Annotated in this window: 29 protein-coding genes; 19 read left to right on the top strand and 10 right to left on the bottom strand. The window is 45.6% G+C overall.

Translation table 11 applies throughout. The annotated features are described in order from the left end of the window. The first annotated feature begins 138 nt into the window (after window positions 1-138). Window positions 139-423, top strand: a complete 285-nt coding sequence (locus E4663_RS00795) for a hypothetical protein (protein ID WP_135326306.1) — start codon at window positions 139-141, stop codon at window positions 421-423. Between the two features lie 88 nt (window positions 424-511). On the opposite strand, the gene E4663_RS00800 is transcribed toward E4663_RS00795, so the two are convergent. The 6 genes from E4663_RS00800 to E4663_RS00825 form a co-directional block, all read right to left on the bottom strand. Beyond that, window positions 512-673 (bottom strand): aspartyl-phosphate phosphatase Spo0E family protein, encoded by a 162-nt coding sequence (locus E4663_RS00800; protein ID WP_135326307.1) that lies wholly within the window; start codon window positions 671-673, stop codon window positions 512-514. A 477-nt stretch (window positions 674-1,150) separates the two neighbouring features. After that, complete coding sequence (locus tag E4663_RS00805) at window positions 1,151-1,651, bottom strand: GNAT family N-acetyltransferase (protein WP_135326308.1); 501 nt, start codon at window positions 1,649-1,651, stop codon at window positions 1,151-1,153. A gap of 15 nt (window positions 1,652-1,666) precedes the next feature. Next, window positions 1,667-2,644 (bottom strand): glutathione S-transferase family protein, encoded by a 978-nt coding sequence (locus E4663_RS00810; RefSeq protein ID WP_135326309.1) that lies wholly within the window; start codon window positions 2,642-2,644, stop codon window positions 1,667-1,669. A gap of 152 nt (window positions 2,645-2,796) precedes the next feature. Continuing rightward, the gene (locus E4663_RS00815; RefSeq protein WP_168927318.1) at window positions 2,797-3,912 is read right to left on the bottom strand and encodes a toxic anion resistance protein; all 1,116 of its coding nucleotides are present in this window, start codon (window positions 3,910-3,912) and stop codon (window positions 2,797-2,799) included. 50 nt (window positions 3,913-3,962) lie between these two features. Further along, complete coding sequence (locus E4663_RS00820) at window positions 3,963-4,811, bottom strand: hypothetical protein (RefSeq protein ID WP_135326311.1); 849 nt, start codon at window positions 4,809-4,811, stop codon at window positions 3,963-3,965. A gap of 44 nt (window positions 4,812-4,855) precedes the next feature. Continuing rightward, window positions 4,856-5,137 (bottom strand): hypothetical protein, encoded by a 282-nt coding sequence (locus E4663_RS00825; RefSeq protein WP_135326312.1) that lies wholly within the window; start codon window positions 5,135-5,137, stop codon window positions 4,856-4,858. A 115-nt stretch (window positions 5,138-5,252) separates the two neighbouring features. On the opposite strand from E4663_RS00825, the gene E4663_RS00830 reads away from it, so the two are divergent. From E4663_RS00830 to E4663_RS00910, 18 genes are all read left to right on the top strand, one after another. Continuing rightward, window positions 5,253-5,894, top strand: coding sequence for a hypothetical protein (locus tag E4663_RS00830; protein WP_135326313.1), 642 nt, complete (start codon window positions 5,253-5,255; stop codon window positions 5,892-5,894). Window positions 5,895-5,957: 63 nt separating this feature from the next. Continuing rightward, window positions 5,958-6,383 (top strand): DUF4181 domain-containing protein, encoded by a 426-nt coding sequence (locus tag E4663_RS00835; RefSeq protein WP_079478931.1) that lies wholly within the window; start codon window positions 5,958-5,960, stop codon window positions 6,381-6,383. A 21-nt stretch (window positions 6,384-6,404) separates the two neighbouring features. Continuing rightward, entirely contained in the window at window positions 6,405-6,623 is a 219-nt protein-coding gene (locus E4663_RS00840; RefSeq protein ID WP_241657083.1) for a hypothetical protein, read from the top strand. Between the two features lie 111 nt (window positions 6,624-6,734). After that, entirely contained in the window at window positions 6,735-6,899 is a 165-nt protein-coding gene (locus E4663_RS19635) for a hypothetical protein (protein ID WP_158290380.1), read from the top strand. Between the two features lie 35 nt (window positions 6,900-6,934). Beyond that, window positions 6,935-7,255 (top strand): hypothetical protein, encoded by a 321-nt coding sequence (locus tag E4663_RS00845; RefSeq protein WP_206663470.1) that lies wholly within the window; start codon window positions 6,935-6,937, stop codon window positions 7,253-7,255. 27 nt (window positions 7,256-7,282) lie between these two features. Then, window positions 7,283-7,498 carry a hypothetical protein gene (locus E4663_RS00850; protein ID WP_135326315.1) on the top strand — a complete coding sequence of 72 codons (216 nt, stop codon included), beginning with the start codon at window positions 7,283-7,285 and terminating at the stop codon, window positions 7,496-7,498. Window positions 7,499-7,533: 35 nt separating this feature from the next. Then, window positions 7,534-8,070 carry a DUF4269 domain-containing protein gene (locus E4663_RS00855; protein WP_135327537.1) on the top strand — a complete coding sequence of 179 codons (537 nt, stop codon included), beginning with the start codon at window positions 7,534-7,536 and terminating at the stop codon, window positions 8,068-8,070. Then, on the top strand, window positions 8,057-8,773 hold the full coding sequence (locus E4663_RS00860; protein WP_135326316.1) for a nucleotidyltransferase domain-containing protein: 717 nt from the start codon (window positions 8,057-8,059) through the stop codon (window positions 8,771-8,773). The genes E4663_RS00855 and E4663_RS00860 overlap by 14 nt, the downstream gene beginning before the upstream one ends. Window positions 8,774-8,900: 127 nt before the next feature. After that, window positions 8,901-9,092: a hypothetical protein gene (locus E4663_RS00865; RefSeq protein WP_135326317.1), complete on the top strand. Its 192-nt coding sequence runs from the start codon at window positions 8,901-8,903 to the stop codon at window positions 9,090-9,092. Between the two features lie 41 nt (window positions 9,093-9,133). Further along, the gene (locus E4663_RS00870; protein ID WP_135326318.1) at window positions 9,134-9,379 is read left to right on the top strand and encodes a SunI/YnzG family protein; all 246 of its coding nucleotides are present in this window, start codon (window positions 9,134-9,136) and stop codon (window positions 9,377-9,379) included. A 43-nt stretch (window positions 9,380-9,422) separates the two neighbouring features. Then, a complete protein-coding gene (locus E4663_RS00875; RefSeq protein WP_135326319.1) occupies window positions 9,423-9,785 on the top strand; it encodes a hypothetical protein in 363 nt (120 codons plus the stop codon). Window positions 9,786-9,807: 22 nt separating this feature from the next. Next, window positions 9,808-10,104, top strand: a complete 297-nt coding sequence (locus tag E4663_RS00880; protein WP_135326320.1) for a hypothetical protein — start codon at window positions 9,808-9,810, stop codon at window positions 10,102-10,104. Window positions 10,105-10,163: 59 nt separating this feature from the next. After that, entirely contained in the window at window positions 10,164-10,622 is a 459-nt protein-coding gene (locus E4663_RS00885) for a helix-hairpin-helix domain-containing protein (RefSeq protein ID WP_135326321.1), read from the top strand. Window positions 10,623-10,653: 31 nt separating this feature from the next. Further along, window positions 10,654-11,115, top strand: coding sequence for an NUDIX hydrolase (locus E4663_RS00890; protein ID WP_158290381.1), 462 nt, complete (start codon window positions 10,654-10,656; stop codon window positions 11,113-11,115). Next, a complete protein-coding gene (locus E4663_RS00895; protein ID WP_135326323.1) occupies window positions 11,115-11,624 on the top strand; it encodes a GNAT family N-acetyltransferase in 510 nt (169 codons plus the stop codon). The genes E4663_RS00890 and E4663_RS00895 overlap by 1 nt, the downstream gene beginning before the upstream one ends. Before the next feature lie 22 nt (window positions 11,625-11,646). Beyond that, window positions 11,647-12,555: an alpha/beta fold hydrolase gene (locus E4663_RS00900; protein WP_135326324.1), complete on the top strand. Its 909-nt coding sequence runs from the start codon at window positions 11,647-11,649 to the stop codon at window positions 12,553-12,555. Window positions 12,556-12,639: 84 nt separating this feature from the next. Next, on the top strand, window positions 12,640-13,464 hold the full coding sequence (locus E4663_RS00905) for an MBL fold metallo-hydrolase (RefSeq protein ID WP_135326325.1): 825 nt from the start codon (window positions 12,640-12,642) through the stop codon (window positions 13,462-13,464). 10 nt (window positions 13,465-13,474) lie between these two features. Beyond that, on the top strand, window positions 13,475-13,879 hold the full coding sequence (locus E4663_RS00910; protein ID WP_135326326.1) for a VOC family protein: 405 nt from the start codon (window positions 13,475-13,477) through the stop codon (window positions 13,877-13,879). A gap of 18 nt (window positions 13,880-13,897) precedes the next feature. Here the strand turns inward: E4663_RS00910 and E4663_RS00915 are convergent, their stop codons facing one another. From E4663_RS00915 to E4663_RS00930, 4 genes are all read right to left on the bottom strand, one after another. After that, a complete protein-coding gene (locus E4663_RS00915; RefSeq protein WP_135326327.1) occupies window positions 13,898-14,362 on the bottom strand; it encodes a DinB family protein in 465 nt (154 codons plus the stop codon). A gap of 311 nt (window positions 14,363-14,673) precedes the next feature. Further along, the gene (locus E4663_RS00920) at window positions 14,674-15,585 is read right to left on the bottom strand and encodes a DMT family transporter (protein ID WP_135326328.1); all 912 of its coding nucleotides are present in this window, start codon (window positions 15,583-15,585) and stop codon (window positions 14,674-14,676) included. An 87-nt stretch (window positions 15,586-15,672) separates the two neighbouring features. Beyond that, window positions 15,673-15,861: a redoxin domain-containing protein gene (locus tag E4663_RS00925; RefSeq protein WP_241657084.1), complete on the bottom strand. Its 189-nt coding sequence runs from the start codon at window positions 15,859-15,861 to the stop codon at window positions 15,673-15,675. Between the two features lie 30 nt (window positions 15,862-15,891). Beyond that, the gene (locus E4663_RS00930; RefSeq protein WP_135326330.1) at window positions 15,892-16,386 is read right to left on the bottom strand and encodes a GNAT family N-acetyltransferase; all 495 of its coding nucleotides are present in this window, start codon (window positions 16,384-16,386) and stop codon (window positions 15,892-15,894) included. Window positions 16,387-16,437: the final 51 nt, after the last annotated feature.

Here is a 16,437-nt window from a genome sequence, read left to right on the forward strand (position 1 = left end):
ATAAAAATGAGCAGATATTACTGCATTTTGTCGAATGTATTAAATTTTCCTAAATAGTCTGGAAGAAGTAGATAATAAGATTCACTACCTAATCGAAGCGCATTCGAATGAATGTATAAGGAAAGGGGGATTGTAGATATGTGGATCATTTTAGGTGTTATCGCTATTGTAGCGACAGTTATAAACTTATACATGTATAAAGCAGGGAAGGACTACAAGCTTGCTATGGCACTGGGGTTATCCTTTACAGCATTAACAATGTGCGCAGAATACAGCCTCGTAAACCGATGGGTGAAAGCGGAAGATTGGGCAGCTTTAATGGATGTAGTGCCTGGCATGGAACGGGTGTTATGGTTTTTGGTTATTGTCTCCATCGCACTGAATATAGCCCCGATCCTTTTAGAACAAAAAGAGAAGCCATAATCTTAAGTCCCCTTACATAAGTCAGCTTACAAGAAAACAGCACTCCCATTAATATGGAAGTGCTGTTTTGCTTCTATTTCTTAGGCTATTAGTTATTAGAGGCGTTGAGTCTGTCTAACTGGTTCAGCAAATCATCAAGCTCTTGGGAAATCTTCACCAATTCCGAGTACTCGACAGAATTTGCGTACGCTTCATACATCTTGAGACGGACTTTTTCTATCTTTTCATTTAAGCAATTGATTGTAGGCATACAATATCCCCCTGTATTCGAGCTGTGAACTCTCAAAGGAAATCTCTTCCGTTTGTTGTCGGAAAGTATTTCGGTAATCAAAAAGCTTTGATTCAAGCTTGTGTATTTATAGTAGTATACTTTCTCTCAGGAAGGAAGTAGAAAATTAGAGTTCATCGAAAAAAATAGTGAATTCCGTCTTTTTATGTACATCAAAATGTCTATCCTTCCATAAAAGGTGACAATCCTGTGAAAAGCTATCGTATTCCACTTCGTTTTGGATCATCTTTTCCGAAAGGTATATTAGAATAACTAAATGTGGTAGAATATGATCGTCCTTGAGTTAATTTCATATGTCTCTCAAGCAAAAGAAAACTTCTCTCAAAAGGACACGCCGCGTCTCATTCATGAGGCGCGGTTTTTTTTATTAAAGGCTCCACTTCCAAAAAAAAAAGTGCCTGCCACACTTGTAATAGCGGGGCAGGCACCTTATTTCTTCTAAATGTCTTTCTTGAATGCTTTCACGATTATTCCGTCATTCGCCGGCTCGAAATCGTGGGCAGGGAGCCGTTCGAAACCGTGCCTCTTATAGAGGGCCATCGCTTCATCCATGAATTCTCCCGTATGGAGTCCGATGGCATGATAACCTTGTGCTTTGGCGCGGTCAATGCATTTTTGGACTAAGGCAGAGCCTACTCCTTTGCCGCGCGCACTTCCATCTACGGCGAGCACGCGGAGCTCTGGATAATCCAGTTCATCTACATAGCCCTCGTAGGCATCTGTCTTGGCTGGGAAAAGAGCCACGCTCCCTACGATGTCTCCATCGATTTCCGCAATGTACAACTCCACCCCGGGTTGTTGGTCGGCTTCTGACGAGATTGCCTTTTTCAAAGCTTGCCAGTGTTCATCCGGAAGGGAGCGGGCGTGGTCATGATACGCCTCGACTCGCTGCTTTCGGATCAAGGGAAGTTCGTCTTTCTTCGCTTCTCGGATCTGCATTATGTCTTCCTCTCCTTATCTGCGGAACTTATCGGTTTGGGAGCTCAGACGCTCCCGGTCATGCGGGACGTCCCAAGCTGTGAGATCCGGTCCTTTTGGCAGGATCTGTGTATCCTTTTTATCAGGGTCGATGGTGATCGACAGGTGGTAATGCCGTTTGATCGAGTCAAAATCGGTCGTGTCTCCGAAACCAGGTGTCTGGTAAAGGTCGCGCGCATAACCCCAAAGGTTCGGCATCTCACGGATCAAGTTGCGGTTCGTGTTGAACCCGTTGTAGTAAGCGGCGTCGAACCGAGCTAGGGTGGTGTACAGGCGCACGTCCGTATCCGTTATATAATCTCCATGGACGAAACGATTGGTGGCAAGTCGCTCCTCCAGCTCATCCAACCGGGCGAACAACTGATCATAAGCTTGCTCATACGCTTTCTGTGAGTGAGCGAACCCGCATTTATACACTCCATTATTGATGTCTTGGAAAATGACATCGCTCCACTCGTCGATTTCCTCGCGGAGGTCTTCTGGATAAAGGTTCGGAGCCCCTTCTGCATGATGATCGAGCCACTCCACCTCGAAATAGTTGGTCAAGTTGAAATAATCATTGTTGACCGCCTTGTTCGTTTCCGTATCCACCATGACAGGCACGGTAGGGCGACCAGTGTATTCAGGGTCCGCGTTCAAATAGACTTCACTGACGTACTGGATGCCGAGTACAGGATCTTGATTCTGTTCATCTAAAGAAAATTCCCAGTCGACGCGGCCAATATTAGGACGCATCGGACTCGTCGTCCCTAGACTTATTGCATCTTCCAGTCCCAGCAAGCTGCGTACAATCACAGCTCTGTGTGCCCAAGGGCAAGCGGGGGACCACAGAAGACGATAACGGTCAGCTTCAACCGGCAGATGCTCTTTTTTTTGACCGAAAGGGGTTGTGAAACGATTCGTCTGGCGTTTGAACGATCCATCTTGACTGATCTCATTTGGTTTTTCAGACATAGGAAATCCCTCTTTTCAACTTGGAATAATGTGCTAACTTGTTTATCGCACGATATTATCTCGAAGTCAAACAAAAGAGCCCTTCAGGAAACATACCATACAAAAAAACGTCCAGAGTAACTGTATCTGGACGTTTATATATAGGGTTCAAACTATTGCTCTATTCTCGAGTCTGTCAGTTTGCTGGATTCCGAAATCCGTCTCCGTACATGATGGTTCAAATCATCCATCTCTTCGATGAACTTCTGACTCGAAGCGATGATACGCTCGGACGATTGTTCCGTCGTCTTCAACGCTTCGAATACGTTGTCGAAGGACTCTTGTAGAGCTTCCATCGAAATCGCCGGATTCTCCATCAGCTGGGTCGTGTTCTCCGTGTTTTCCTTCAGACTACGCGAGTTCGACAGCAGCAGTTCTTCTGTCGCTTTGTTGACGCCGTTTACTGTATCAATCACTTGTCTCTGGTTGTTCAACGCCAGTTGGATCGCGGCGGAGATCGTGATGATGTTCTTCGTCAACGTGACCGCGTTACGAATCGATTCTTTCAATTTCTCATTGTTGTTCTTGATGATATCCACAGAAGACATACTCTGGTTCAGGACGACCTTCATCTGCGTCATGTTCCTCGTCCGCGTGATGATTTTTTCTTTTGCTTCGGTGAGAAGGGCAGGGTCATGCTCGCCGTTTCCTTCTTTCTCTTGTAAAAGCTCGAATAGCCGTTTTCCGAAATAGATCTGCTTCTCTAAATCGTAAATCCGCTTCCTTGCATTCTCCTTGATCAGCTGCAATTCCGCACTATCTTCTTCGAGCTTGTCCTTTCCTGCCAAGAGGCTACGGACGATGACATCGATCTTGCCGTCGATGGTTTCATATTTCTTCATATAGCGATCAATCGGTTTCGCTTTACTCAATTTGAAAAAGAACTTCTGTACGCCGTTGCCTTCCGTCCGTTTCGGGTCAAGGTCTGACACGACCTTCTCCAGCTCATTCAACGTTTGGGGAATGTCATTGTTGCTCTTCTTCATCAGGTCGTTCACAGGACGCTTCATCGTCTCCATCGCTTCACCGGCAACGCGCTGCTCTTTTTCCCCGAGGTCGGAAAGCTCCTTCAGTACATTCGAGAGCGAAGCGTCTTCAGAGGATTCGAATCGCTCGGCATAGGTTTCCGCCTCCTGATTCAAACGTTCGATATCTTCCTTTTCGATCAGCGTCGTATCCACATCTTCCGTAGTGATGACACGTTCGTTATCTACAGATTTCGGGTCCATCGTCATTCTCCCTTTCTATTGTGTGAGACACATAGTTTACATGCGAGGGCCTAGTCCGTTTTGTTGTATTTCGAGGAGATGAACACTCTCTTCTTATCGAAGCTGTACGAATGATTCTCCTCTTCTTTCCTCTCGAGGTCTTCGATAAACAACCTCAAGTGACGGATCGTTTCAAGTAGGTCGTCCTTCTTGAGTTCCTTGTTCTTATCTGATAGTTTCTGGAACGATTCGATGAAGGAAGGGACGTCTTTGTCGACCATCGTTTCCAGTGCGAATTTCTCCTCGATCTCGAGTTCTTCAATACGCTCGTACTGTCTCGCCGTACGCTGCACCAAGTCCAGCCACCGCTTTTTGAGACCTGGGTGCTTTTCCAAAAACGTGAAGTCCCAGTCTTGGAACCGCTCGGGGAGAACCGCCTTATCCGGAACATCAGCTGTCCCTTCCTTTTTAAGCGGACGCTCCTCGTAGTCTATATACGTATTGAGGTAGGTGAAAAGTTTCATCGAAAACTGACATAACGTATCCTCGAGTCCTTTACGGCGGGCGAATTCCTCTTTCAAATACGAAGGGAGGAACGCTTTACGCTTCTCGAACCAGTCGAGCCTCGCTATAAACTTCTCCGGCGGTTTGCTCAAAATCTCAATCGTCGTGTGGAATGGCTTCTTCGAAGGGATCGTCGCCGACATCAGAATACCGTCCCAATACAAATCGATGATCGTCCGCGTCTTCAACTCTACGATCTCTTCTATATGAAGGTCGAAATAGACAGGGCGTTTATCCTTCGCGACCTGCTTCATTTTTCTCATGGTCTCGAAATCGATGAACTGCTGATACTCGGAAAGGTGAGGCATGAATGTCTTTTCAAGGTTCTTCAAAGTAGAAGAGTAGAAGTCTTCCATCATCGCTCAGCCCCTTATTGAAATTGGTGGAAAATTGAAGTTAGTTATCTTAAGAATACCATATAGGGAGGGGGGAGGAGAAGAAGGGCGCTTGCTGCGTGGGAGGGTGGTGATTGATAAACGGGCGCCTTTGATCGATAAAATGGGACGATTGTCGATAAGGCGATAATAGCGTGCGATAGGCCGAAGCGGCTGATTGATAATGGGGCTGTATTGATCGATAAAACCGTCAGCTTGATTGATACCACTGCATACTGGTTTTCATCTTCTTTTCTACTTAGATGAAATGGTTCATAATGGAAGGAAGAGAGCATGGAATTATCCATCAAAAGAAGTAGGCAGCATCCATCCAATATCCGATTCCATCCTGCCCTCCGCCATGTATTCTGATGGCGAGGAGGTATTGCGATGAAGAATGGCCATTCAGTAAGGAGGTATAGCATGAAGTTGTTTCACTACCATTGGTGGACTGAACTTGTCGAACAGATGGAAGATTTCTATAGAGAGCAAGGTTTCGAAACGGTATTGCGAGTCGGACGGCATGAGGGGGAGATGCAAACGTTCAACCCGCCTCTGGAATGGGACGATTTCAGGAATAAAGGAATTTCGTTCCAAATCATCGAAATGGTGAAGGGACAGACGAATATCACATTCGGGTATGGAAAAGCAGATAGGTTCGATCATATAGGTCTACTTGTGGGGGAAGACGAGTACGAACGTATCATCGATAAGGCTAAGGACCTGAACTTGAAGATTAATGAAGGAGAACGGCGGACGTTTGTTTCGACGCCGTGGAAATTCAGAATCGAATTGCAAAGAAGACAGGGCGTAGTCCACGACAAAGGGACGCTCGTCAATGCGATGGACATCGGATTGCCCTTCCAAGATGGAAAACCGCGAATAATAGCGGACTTACTGGATCTTGACCTGTATTCCGAGAGTAACTCAGAGGTTCGGATTGGGAACGAGGAATGGAAACTGCATTTCATTGATGAAGAATCGACGCGCCTGCGCTCGGTCCACTTTTCGCAAGATGACTTGCATACTGTAGATCCTGTCGGGACAACATTGAGCACTGTTTAAGAATGGTGCCCCTTCCTTGGGGACCATTCCATAGCGAGAATGTAAAGGTGAGGTGGAATGTCAATGTTTTGGTATTGGTTAGAGCCTGCTTTCTGGCTGAGATTAGCCATCGTGATTGCAGTAGTATTACTGTTGTTGTATTCGTTTCATGCCATCATGAGTAAATGGTTGAAAGTGGAGCGGGGGAACTTCTTCTCCAATAACTACGTTAATGAAAAACATAAAAAGGTGGATTGGATTATCCGTGTTGCTGCGATAATCAGTATCATGATCGGGTTCGCTATAAATTCTTCGACAGATCCGTATTGGTTTTTTGAGCCTTGGGCTATTCTATCCATTTATATTGTTGCCTCTCTAATAGGTCGTGCGGTTATGGAACGGAAGTATGCGCAGAATCCGAATGCCTTCAAAGTGACGGTTAGTGACCTAGTATTTGTCCTTGTATTGTTCTTTACACTAATGCAGACGGATGTCTTGGGATTAGTCTAGTTATGAAAAAGAGGAGGTGGAATGTTGGACTTTTTCGATTGGAAAGTAGAAATGGTAGGAAGTCTGAAGCCTTATATCGATAAGGAAAACAAAAGAATGGCCGTTCTCACCAATGTAGATGATGAAATCCACATTGTCTTGGAGTTTGATGGCGACAATCACCTCGTGATTCATCCGAGGTGGAATATAGTCATCACGGTCTTAGGGGATAAGCATTTAAGGCTCACGACAAATTCATAAAAAATTTCAACAGATTTCATCTATAATCTTCCAAGGAAGGCATCACTAAGCGAAGAAAGGTCATGCCATTTATAGAAGAAATCCTAAATAAAAGTAAACGGAGAGGGTTTTGTGAGCTTTTGGATGTGGATGGCGCTCGCTATTCCAATAGTCGTAGCAATAGCTGTTGCTGGAACTGGAAAGAAGCAGACGGAAAGAAAGTACTGGGTTGCGCTTATATGGTTCCTCACTGCCGTAGTCTTGTTCTTGATTTGGTGGTTCAGACGCGATATATAAAATAGAAAGTTGTACATACGAAAGGGTTTTGATGATTGAAGAAAGTGGCACTATTAGTTTTTACAGTAATGGTCGGACTGATTTTAGCAATGGTGGCGACAACGCCATCCGAAGCAGCCTTCCACGAATGGATTTCAGAAGAACACAACATCGTTTGTGAAACCGACGGAACATGTTGGAACGGGGACGATCCAATCAGGTTCCAATCCTCTCATTTCCGGAACGCCGGGCTATTCGCTACTCTGGAACAAACCTTCGAACAGGCTGAAGGTGAAGAGATGATCACGAGAACGGTCGGGATCTTCGGTCAATGGATAGAGATGGAGAACAATAAACTATGGGAGATACTTAATTAACCTTGAGATGTTCGGGAGGTGAATAGCATGCAAATGATCTTGAAAAAGTTGCCCCGGGTCGATATCCTGCTCACACTACTGTTCGTAGCCGTTGTCTACATAACACTAAACATTATCGGAATTAACACCACTTACGTATTCATTGCCCTGCTAGGTGCAGTGGAATGGGCGACCCAATTCATCCTTCCTTGGATCGTTCTATACTGGGTTATCAGATTAATTAAAAGCTATGAATCGAAATAGCAAAGAGGAGAGGCGCCATGGATCTTTTCGAGAAAATGAAAGATGGTAATCCGAAGCAACAAGCTGCTTATCAAACGATTAAGGACCTTAATATATTCGAGGATCTACACGCCTACCATCCAGTCCTATGCGGCACGATCCCCATTGGCGTCGACGTAGAGGAGTCGGACCTCGATATCATCATGGAAGTCCATGACCTTGCGCAGTTTGAAAAGAAGCTTGAAGCGCTATACGGGCGCCTCTCTGGTTTCAAGTTGAAAAGAAAGAAGATAAGAGGTCGTGAAGTAGTGAAGGCGAATTTCTCTGCAGGTGGTTTCGAGCTGGAGCTGTTCGGCCAAGACCAACCAGTCGAACGGCAGAACGCTTATGTACATATGATGGTGGAGCATAAAGTCTTGGAAGGTAATCCGGCACTCCAAAGTGAAATAATGAAGCGGAGAGAGCTCGGGTACAAAACGGAGCCTGCGTTCTGTGAAGCGCTGGGTATTTCCGGTGACCCGTACGAAGAGCTGATTCGATATGGTGTGAAAAAAGGGTATCTAGAGGAGGAGGAGTCGAATGGAGAGGCTTGAGCCGTTGGAGGCAGCAAAGCGGTTGATTGCAGAACGTTTTCCGGATTGCCAAGGGGCACTGCTTGCTGGGAGTGTCGTTCGCGGGGAGGCGACCGAAACGTCGGACCTCGACATCGTGATTTTTGATAAGAACCTTCCATGGTCGTTCCGAGAGTCCTTAGTGGAGTCGGGGTGGCCTGTGGAGTTATTCGCCCATAACCTGACATCTTACAAACAGTTCATCGCGATGGACTGTGAATCCGGCACACCGACAATGCCGAGGATGATTGCAGAAGGGATCGTTCTGAAAGATGAAGGGATTCTGGATTCTCTGAAAAAAGAGTCCCAGACCATAGTGGACCGGGGACCGGAAGAATGGTCGGAAGAGTTCATCCGGACGAAGCGCTATTTCCTGACCGATGCCCTTGATGATTTCCTCGGAAGCGAGAGTCGTGCTGAGGATCTGTTCATAGCCAACTCTCTGGCTGAACTGGTCCAGGAATTCGTACTGAGGACGAATTGTCACTGGATCGGTACCTCGAAGTGGGTCGTCCGTGAGCTGAAGCGGTTTGACGAGTCATTCGCGGAGGAATTCATAGACGCCTTCGATACTTTTTACGTTTCAGGCGAAAAGGGGAAAGTCGTCCAATTGGTCGATAAGGTGCTGGCTCCATATGGTGGCCGATTGTTTGACGGGTTCTCAATAGGGAAAGAAGAACTATAAGGAAAGGCGACTGTCTGAATCGGGACGGTCGTCTTTTTTTATGAAAGTAACTGGTAAATGAAACCAATTCATTTCCTGGTCGTAGAGTATAGTACAGTCCATAATTGTCGAAAGAGGTGCATGAACAATGTCTGATAAAATCTGTTCGAAGTGCGAAGGGAATATGGTGGAGTGCTATGTGGCAGACGGTCTGAAAGGTCTGTTGGTGAAGAATCCAGATGGAGATAAGCTTTTTACAAATAAAAAAAACACGAATATTAATCCCAATGTCTGCACGGATTGCGGCTGGGTCGGTACGCGGATGAGCCGCAGCAGTTGAGATGATGAATACATACTTTTGAAAGAAATGGAGGAATCGGGATGCTCGATGTGAAAGTAAAAGAAAAGGGCGACAATGTCATGATCAAATGGCAGTTCAGCAAAATAGAAATTCCGAAGTCTGAAATCATCGAAGTCATCAGTGATGAGACGTACTCCGGTCAAGAGCGGGCGGCAATCAGGATCGGCTTCCCATATGCCTCGACAGAAAGGTTCGTAGTGAAGACGACGAAGGAAGATTATATCCTGTTCACGAGCAGTGTGTCGATCAAAGAAAAAATAGAGTAAATGATTAAGTAACTTGATCTGATAGAAAAGGGGGAAGGAGTGGATGAAATTCTCCAAGATGCTTGGCCTCCTTGCGTTATTCCTCCTCCTGCTTGGCTGTTCAGAAGAGAGCGGACAGAAGGTGGAAATATACGAAGTGGGGAATGATACAAAACCCACTCAAGTGATAGAAGAGCACGAGGTTGTGGAGCAGATTGAAACGCTGACGATGAACCTCGAACGTATCCCGATCGAAGATGCCAAAAGGAATGGCTATGAAGGGAATCCCGACGTGATTTTCAAAATGGATGGAGACAAATGGTTCGTGTACTATGGCGACCGGACGGCTGTCGTCAGGAAAAATGCAGGAACCTTTTTCAACGTGCCGGACGGGGAAGTGGATCAATGGAAAAATGTATTCCGATGAGTGCTGGAGAGGGGTGGTTATTTTGAAAAGGCTAACCAAGAAACAGAAGTTAAAGTATCTGATTTATTACCCTCTTGCCGCCGGTGTGTTAGCTTTCCTTTTAACATTCCTCCTGACTATGGATTGGGTGGAGTCCATCACACGCTCAATCGGATTGACCATAGGGTTCTTCGTCTTCTGGTGGGGATGGGCATTGTTATTTCCTCAGAGTCTACCAGAAAATCAGAACAACTCATCTAAAGAACATCAGCTTGCAAGAAACATAGCTTTCTATGGCATCATTCTTGCTTTGGTAGTTGGGTTCATATGGGTTTGGTAGGAGTACAATACTGTTCTGTCACGCGAAAGCAATGAATCCATGGAAAAGGAGAGTTATCGTTGAGTAAAAACACGAAACTGCCTTTAACAGATGTTGAAAAGTCAAAACTCAGAAAAGCGAAAGTGAAGCTAGGCGAGGTACATGCGTTCAACGAAGAAGATATAGCCCACATGCTGGACATTCCACATGAAAGGGCGAAAATCATTAAGGGGTTGGCTGATTTCCAAACTGTACCTTCGATTGGATACAAACTGGCGGAGAAGCTCGTTTTCCAGTTGGAAGTCTTCTCTTTGTCGGAAATAAAGGATGAGGATCCTGCTGCCCTTTTCGATGAATTAGAACAGAAGTTGGGTGTCTGGACGGATAGCTGTGTGGAAGACCAAATCCGTTGTGTTGTTCATCATGCGAACGACCCTGATAGCGACAGGCAATGGTTTGGTTTCACGGAGGAAAGAAAGGTGTATCGTGAGAAGTATGGATTCCCAGAAGATAGACCCTTAAAAGCATGGTATGAATAGTTGGGATTTTTGCTTAGGAAGGAGTGTCTATGTGGCTGACTATATCAAAGAAGTACGTGAAAAGGTCGGATCGATGCCACTGGTCGTGAGCGTCGCAGGTTGTCTGATTCTAGATGATCAGAACCGGGTTCTCCTGCAGCATAGGACGGATAACCAGTACTGGTCTCACCCAGGCGGGGCAGTGGAAGTCGGAGAGTCGGTGGAAGATACGGTCAGACGGGAAGTATTCGAGGAGACCGGTCTACGAGTAATAGAGCTACAGCTGTTCCACATCTATTCTGGCGACTCTCAGCATTACATTTATCCTAACGGTGACGAGGTCTATTTTGTGAATGTCATTTACATATGCACCAATTATGAAGGCACGCCTGCAGCGGATGAGCTCGAGACGAAGGACGTTCAGTTTTTTGACTTGGAGTCATTACCTCCCATGACTTCGAATAACAGAACCATCTTGGAGGACTTTAAGAAACAAGGCGGTATAGATGAATAATGATACAGATTTTAAAAGCAGCCCCAAGTCACGTCGCCGGAATCTCAAAAGTGTGCAGTGCCGGCTACTGGGCAACCTACCATGAAATACGAAGCGAAGCATACATAAAGAGAATAATAGAGGAATTCTATAATCATGAAAGAGTAGAAAGTGAAGTAACCCACACGAGCAGGGAGTGGGGAGGTTATTTTGTCGCAGTAGAAGAAGGCGACGTAATCGGAGCAATCGGTGGAGGAATGATCGAGGAACATGCAGGAGAAGTGTTCGTTCTTTATCTAGATCCGAACAGACGGAATGAAGGAATCGGCACGCTGTTATTAGAAGCTCTCACCAAACAGCAGAAAGAGGAATTCCGTGCCACGGAACAATGGGTGTCGGTGGCGAAGGGCAACCAGAAAGGGATTCCTTTTTACGAGGCAAAGGGGTTCGTTTTTCAAAAGGAGAAGAGAGGATATGGGAACTCAGAGGAGGAAGGTTACATCTCCTTTAGATATTGTCGAGGCATTTGAATGAATATCCGGAGGTGATTATATGAAGGCTCTCGTCGATATTGGTGACAAAAATCTAGAGGTTTGGATGAACGGGACAGGTAGAACGATCATCATTCAACCCGGCATGGTCAGCCCTTTATCCGAATGGGAACCCCTCTGTGAGAAGTTATCCAGATACGCAAGGGTCATCGTTTACAATAGGGCTGGCTGTGGTCGAAGTGATAAAGGGACAGCATCGAGAAACACCCGGGAGAGCGCAAAGGATCTCAAGGCTCTGATCACGAAACTCGATATCCATTCTCCTATTCTAGTAGGGCATTCCTATGGAGGACTCATTCTTCAGCAGTTTGCTCAGGAGAATCCGGAAGTGGCTGGTGGGTTCGTCTTAGTAGATTCCACCTCAAATGACGCTTATAAACTGGATGAAGTCGAGGTCGAAGGAGAAGACGGAGGTAGTACGGAAGCTTGGATGGAGACATGTGAAACATATGCTGGTCTTACCAAAGAAGATCTGAAAGAAGAGTTGAAAGATTGGATTGACGAGCTCCAAACATCCTTACCAAGCAGCAGGCATACAGAAGTAGAAGCATTCTTGAGCAATCCTTCTATGTTCGAAGCTCTAAGGGAAGAGATTGAATATGACCTCCTGTGTAGAGGAGAGGATATGCCTATGTCATTTCCCGCTACTCCCACGATAGTTATAGGCCGGGATCCGAAGACATCCATCAGTCAAATGGTAGAAAGGGAAGGATTACGAAAGTCAGAAGCCGAGGAAATAGAAAACATATGGCAAGAGCTGATTCATGATCAAACCAAGATGAACGCTCGGACGAGCTATTTGTTAGCGGAAGGATCCGGGCATAGTGTTCACCTGGAAAAGCCTGAAGTAATAAAGAGGGCAATAAAATCTTTTCTTAATAGTGAGTCTCATCTACATCCAAAGTTGTAGACAACCTCGTTTATATGCCCGATGTATCCACTCAACCGTTTCGGTACTCTTAATTATAGAAGGTAACGACTAGGAGGAAGAAACATGCAGAAATATATTTGCAGTACATGCGGCGTTCAGTATCCCGAAAGTTCAACTGCTCCGTCCCAATGTCCGATTTGTGAGGAAGAAAGACAGTACGTTCCTGTAGAAGGCCAGGCTTGGACAACACACGAAGCGTTGGTAGAGAGCGGGAACTATCGAAACGTCATTACGAAGGAAGAAGAAGGGCTGTACAGTATAACGACGACGCCGAAGTTCGGAATCGGACAGACCGCTTATCTGATTGTGCAGAACGGGTTCACGATCTTATGGGACTGCCTGACGTATCTGGATCAGGAAACGGTCGAATTCATCCAGTCCAAGGGTGGGATTGATGCGATCGCCCTTTCTCATCCCCATTACTACTCCCGCCAGGTCGACTGGGCGGAGACATTCGATGCCCCTGTATATATTCATCAGGATGATCAAGAATGGGTCATGGAACCGAGTGAACATATCCAATTTTGGAACGGAGAAGAGAAGGAGCTTCCAGGAGGCATCACCTTACATCGACTGGGTGGACATTTCAAAGGCGGAGCGGTACTTCATTGGAAAAATGGGGACCACGGAAGCGGTGTCCTTTTGACAGGAGATATCATTCAAGTGGTTCAAGATACGGATTGGGTCAGCTTCATGTACAGCTACCCGAATTTGATTCCACTTCCAGCAAACAAGGTGCAACAGATGGCGGAAAAAGTGGAGCCGTTGGAGTTCAGTAAGTTATATAACGCTTTTCACAATGTGGTAGAAAAAGAGGCAGCCCGTGCCGTGCAAAGGTCTGCGGATCGATATATCAAGGCATTGAACGGTCAATGGTTTATAACGTAGGAGGCAAAGCATGAATTTCCATTCGTTTCAGGCAAATCAAATAAGAATCGCAAGACCGACAGATAAAATGGAGTCAGTGATCGAATTTTACGAGAAGGGACTTCGCTTGGAGAGAGTAGCGGAATTCTATGGACACAGTGGATACGACGGAGTGGTTTTCGGACTGCCGGACCTTACCTACCAACTGGAATTCACTAGCCATGAAAGTGGAAGTCCATGCCCAGCGCCTTCTACAGATAACCTATTGGTATTTTATATCGAAGACGAAAAGCAGCTTTCCACTGTTTCTGGGAGACTCTCGCAAATGGGCTATGAAGAAGTGGAGGCTGAAAACCCGTATTGGAAAGAAAAAGGTGTCACTATAGAGGATCCTGATGGGTGGAGGATCGTGCTGATGAATACGAAAGGGATATAAATCCCTTTCGTTTCTTTTCTATCGGTTCGATGGCCAAGAACCCTGCATTTTCCTCAGTTGAATGATTTGGCCGGTGTGATAAGCATCATGGAGCATGATATCCAGTAACTTCTGTTCAAGAGATTCCAGCTCGCTGTCGGAGGTTTCACTCAATACCTGTCGTAAACGGTGGTGAGCCTCCTTGGCGCGTTCTACAACTTGGTTCCATTCCTCGTCGCTTTGTGGTTGGTCCGTAAGGTGGAAGGTTTCATCTCCGTCAAGATCGTTCTTCCACTCGCCGCCTTCCATGGTGACAGCCAGTCTCTCTTTGTAATAAAGGAGGTGGTTCACATTCTCCCAGATGCTCTTGGTGGACTCCCCAGACGGAGTCCAGGTTGCCTGTTCTGCAGTAAGTCCTTCCGTGGCATTTTTAAAAGGGGCATACCAATGCTCTTTGTCGAATGTTGAATCCAATACATTTAATAGTAGCTCGTTTCGGCTCATTGCCATTTCCTCCTTGGGACTTTAATAAATCCATGTGCTCAGATTCTCACCTGTACTCTACTTGTGGAATGTCGCATAGATTACTAGATTCGATTTCAACAACCATATTCCTCTTTTATTAGATTGGCGAAGAGCATTATCTCATTTTCCGGTATGGGATTATTAGAAGCTCCGACCAACAGCAAAAAGAAGAACCCGGTTCAATAGAACAATGGGTTAGGGTGGCCACGGCAGAAGATAGGAATTATCCTTTTTGAGATGTGATGGGTAAAGAGGAAAGTGATTTTATCAAATAGGGAGCGGTCAGCTCCCTATTTTATTTTTTGATGGCCGTATTCAAAGGCTTTATCTTCCACTTGAGGTACAGGACTCTTCCTAGTCCAATTGACGAGAAAGATTCCTACAAGAATAAGAAGTCCTCCACCAAGTGTACCAATCTTCAACTCTTCGCCTAACAACAACCATCCGAACAGCACACCAAAGAATGGCGCAAGGAATAAGAAGGCACTCGTCTTTCCAGGATCGCCTTTCTGAAGAAGAAAGAACCAGATGGTGAATTGGACGACAGAAGCCATGATGGCTAACCACAGAGTAAGGCTGACGGATGCAGCATTGATGACCATTTCTTGTTGCTCGAACAGGAAACTCGAAGCTAACAAGAAGAGGCCGCCGAATAACATTTGATAGCCTGATAAAACCCACACATCAAATCTCTTTCCATATACGTTGATGAGGATGGTAGCAATAGCCCACGATACGGCAGCGAGCAAGCTGAGTATGGTGCCGGTCTCTAAGTTCAATTGTCCTCCTAATGTGATGAAGACGCCTAAGAATCCTAAACTTACGCCGAACCAATGCCTCGTGTTATACCGTTTTTTCAGGAAAATGGTACTGAGTACAATCACGATCAGTGGGTTTGTGAACGTCAAGATAGAGGATTCGCTGGCGGGAATCGACCTTAAACTGATGAATATGAATCCCATCACGCCTGCCGTTTGGAAGAGTCCGATCAATCCGATCAACAACCAATCTTTCCTTCCTTCAGGCTGTGGTCTTCTTAAGTACAAGACGCTGATTACCATGATGCTGCCTGCTAGGATGAATCGGAATGCACTCAACAATAATGGGGATATGTAGGCAATCGCGATTTTTCCTACGGCAAACGACGAACCCATCAATGCAGTGGTAATGACCACCAGGATTCCGAATACGAATCTGTTCATGGCTATACTCCTTCTTTAAATAGATAAAAACAGAAGAAGGGGACGGTGCTTCCCCTTTTTCTGTTTTCATTATTCCATATTATTTTTTCAGATGCATGAGCATTTCTCTCGGTTCCGCCCGGTACATATAATCGACATTCGCACGGACATTTCGAACAAGAGGTTGTATTTCTTGATGACCTCTTGTGTAGAATCACTGACGACTTGATAAGAAAGTTTGTTCTTCTCGCTCGTCGTCAATGACTGATCTGGTGTCTGAGGGGAGATAGCGATCAATTTTATATTTATGAAAAATCCATCTGTTCTCTACATGTACAAATGAAACACATGCTGAGGCCCTTTTCTCCCTTCATACACTTCATCTTCATCCACAAAGCCAGTCTTCAAATATAATCCGATTGCTGCCGTATTCCTTTTATTCACCCCGAGTACGACCTCATCAGAATCAGGAATATACGCTTCGACAAAAGAAGGAAGCAGCTTCAATCCTTCCTTCGCCATCCCTCTGCCTTGAAAATTAGAATCGATGGAGAAGGAGGTCAGGACTCTTGCATTCGGGTTGTCGCTGTATCTTCTCGCTTTCTCGCCGTCCTCGAGCGCAAAGTAGCCAACAGGTCTGTCGCCCTCCAAGATCAGAACGTGGGTGGACGTCTCCGAAACGTCTGGGTTGTGGATTTTTTGTAAGGGAAGGCTCGTGAACGTCTGTTGTTCTTCTGGTAGATGGTAGCCGGATAAGAGGTGTTCGTAGGTGTCCTTATACTCGATCAAGGACACGGTTTGGTTCTTAGCATTCGATTCCATGAATAGCCTCCATTTTATGTAAGTTAGTTGTATTATAGACTAAGAGAAACT

The sequence above is a fragment of the Halobacillus salinus genome (assembly GCF_004684905.1).
In the GTDB taxonomy this organism is placed as follows: domain Bacteria; phylum Bacillota; class Bacilli; order Bacillales; family Halobacillaceae; genus Halobacillus; species Halobacillus salinus.

What these genes read in the sequence shown, in the direction of transcription:
- E4663_RS00910 (WP_135326326.1), top strand. Translation starts at nt 13,475, where the DNA reads ATGAATTTCCATTCGTTTCAGGCAAATCAAATAAGAATCGCAAGACCG.
- E4663_RS00860 (WP_135326316.1), top strand. Translation starts at nt 8,057, where the DNA reads ATGGAGAGGCTTGAGCCGTTGGAGGCAGCAAAGCGGTTGATTGCAGAA.
- E4663_RS00930 (WP_135326330.1), bottom strand. Translation starts at nt 16,386, where the DNA reads ATGGAATCGAATGCTAAGAACCAAACCGTGTCCTTGATCGAGTATAAG.
- E4663_RS00800 (WP_135326307.1), bottom strand. Translation starts at nt 673, where the DNA reads ATGCCTACAATCAATTGCTTAAATGAAAAGATAGAAAAAGTCCGTCTC.
- E4663_RS00830 (WP_135326313.1), top strand. Translation starts at nt 5,253, where the DNA reads ATGAAGTTGTTTCACTACCATTGGTGGACTGAACTTGTCGAACAGATG.
- E4663_RS00835 (WP_079478931.1), top strand. Translation starts at nt 5,958, where the DNA reads ATGTTTTGGTATTGGTTAGAGCCTGCTTTCTGGCTGAGATTAGCCATC.
- E4663_RS00895 (WP_135326323.1), top strand. Translation starts at nt 11,115, where the DNA reads ATGATACAGATTTTAAAAGCAGCCCCAAGTCACGTCGCCGGAATCTCA.
- E4663_RS00825 (WP_135326312.1), bottom strand. Translation starts at nt 5,137, where the DNA reads ATGGATAATTCCATGCTCTCTTCCTTCCATTATGAACCATTTCATCTA.
- E4663_RS00905 (WP_135326325.1), top strand. Translation starts at nt 12,640, where the DNA reads ATGCAGAAATATATTTGCAGTACATGCGGCGTTCAGTATCCCGAAAGT.
- E4663_RS00915 (WP_135326327.1), bottom strand. Translation starts at nt 14,362, where the DNA reads ATGAGCCGAAACGAGCTACTATTAAATGTATTGGATTCAACATTCGAC.
- E4663_RS00900 (WP_135326324.1), top strand. Translation starts at nt 11,647, where the DNA reads ATGAAGGCTCTCGTCGATATTGGTGACAAAAATCTAGAGGTTTGGATG.
- E4663_RS00820 (WP_135326311.1), bottom strand. Translation starts at nt 4,811, where the DNA reads ATGGAAGACTTCTACTCTTCTACTTTGAAGAACCTTGAAAAGACATTC.
- E4663_RS00805 (WP_135326308.1), bottom strand. Translation starts at nt 1,651, where the DNA reads ATGCAGATCCGAGAAGCGAAGAAAGACGAACTTCCCTTGATCCGAAAG.
- E4663_RS00810 (WP_135326309.1), bottom strand. Translation starts at nt 2,644, where the DNA reads ATGTCTGAAAAACCAAATGAGATCAGTCAAGATGGATCGTTCAAACGC.
- E4663_RS00875 (WP_135326319.1), top strand. Translation starts at nt 9,423, where the DNA reads ATGAAATTCTCCAAGATGCTTGGCCTCCTTGCGTTATTCCTCCTCCTG.
- E4663_RS00795 (WP_135326306.1), top strand. Translation starts at nt 139, where the DNA reads ATGTGGATCATTTTAGGTGTTATCGCTATTGTAGCGACAGTTATAAAC.
- E4663_RS00920 (WP_135326328.1), bottom strand. Translation starts at nt 15,585, where the DNA reads ATGAACAGATTCGTATTCGGAATCCTGGTGGTCATTACCACTGCATTG.
- E4663_RS00815 (WP_168927318.1), bottom strand. Translation starts at nt 3,912, where the DNA reads ATGGACCCGAAATCTGTAGATAACGAACGTGTCATCACTACGGAAGAT.
- E4663_RS00840 (WP_241657083.1), top strand. Translation starts at nt 6,405, where the DNA reads ATGTTGGACTTTTTCGATTGGAAAGTAGAAATGGTAGGAAGTCTGAAG.
- E4663_RS00865 (WP_135326317.1), top strand. Translation starts at nt 8,901, where the DNA reads ATGTCTGATAAAATCTGTTCGAAGTGCGAAGGGAATATGGTGGAGTGC.
- E4663_RS00850 (WP_135326315.1), top strand. Translation starts at nt 7,283, where the DNA reads ATGCAAATGATCTTGAAAAAGTTGCCCCGGGTCGATATCCTGCTCACA.
- E4663_RS00870 (WP_135326318.1), top strand. Translation starts at nt 9,134, where the DNA reads ATGCTCGATGTGAAAGTAAAAGAAAAGGGCGACAATGTCATGATCAAA.
- E4663_RS00855 (WP_135327537.1), top strand. Translation starts at nt 7,534, where the DNA reads ATGAAAGATGGTAATCCGAAGCAACAAGCTGCTTATCAAACGATTAAG.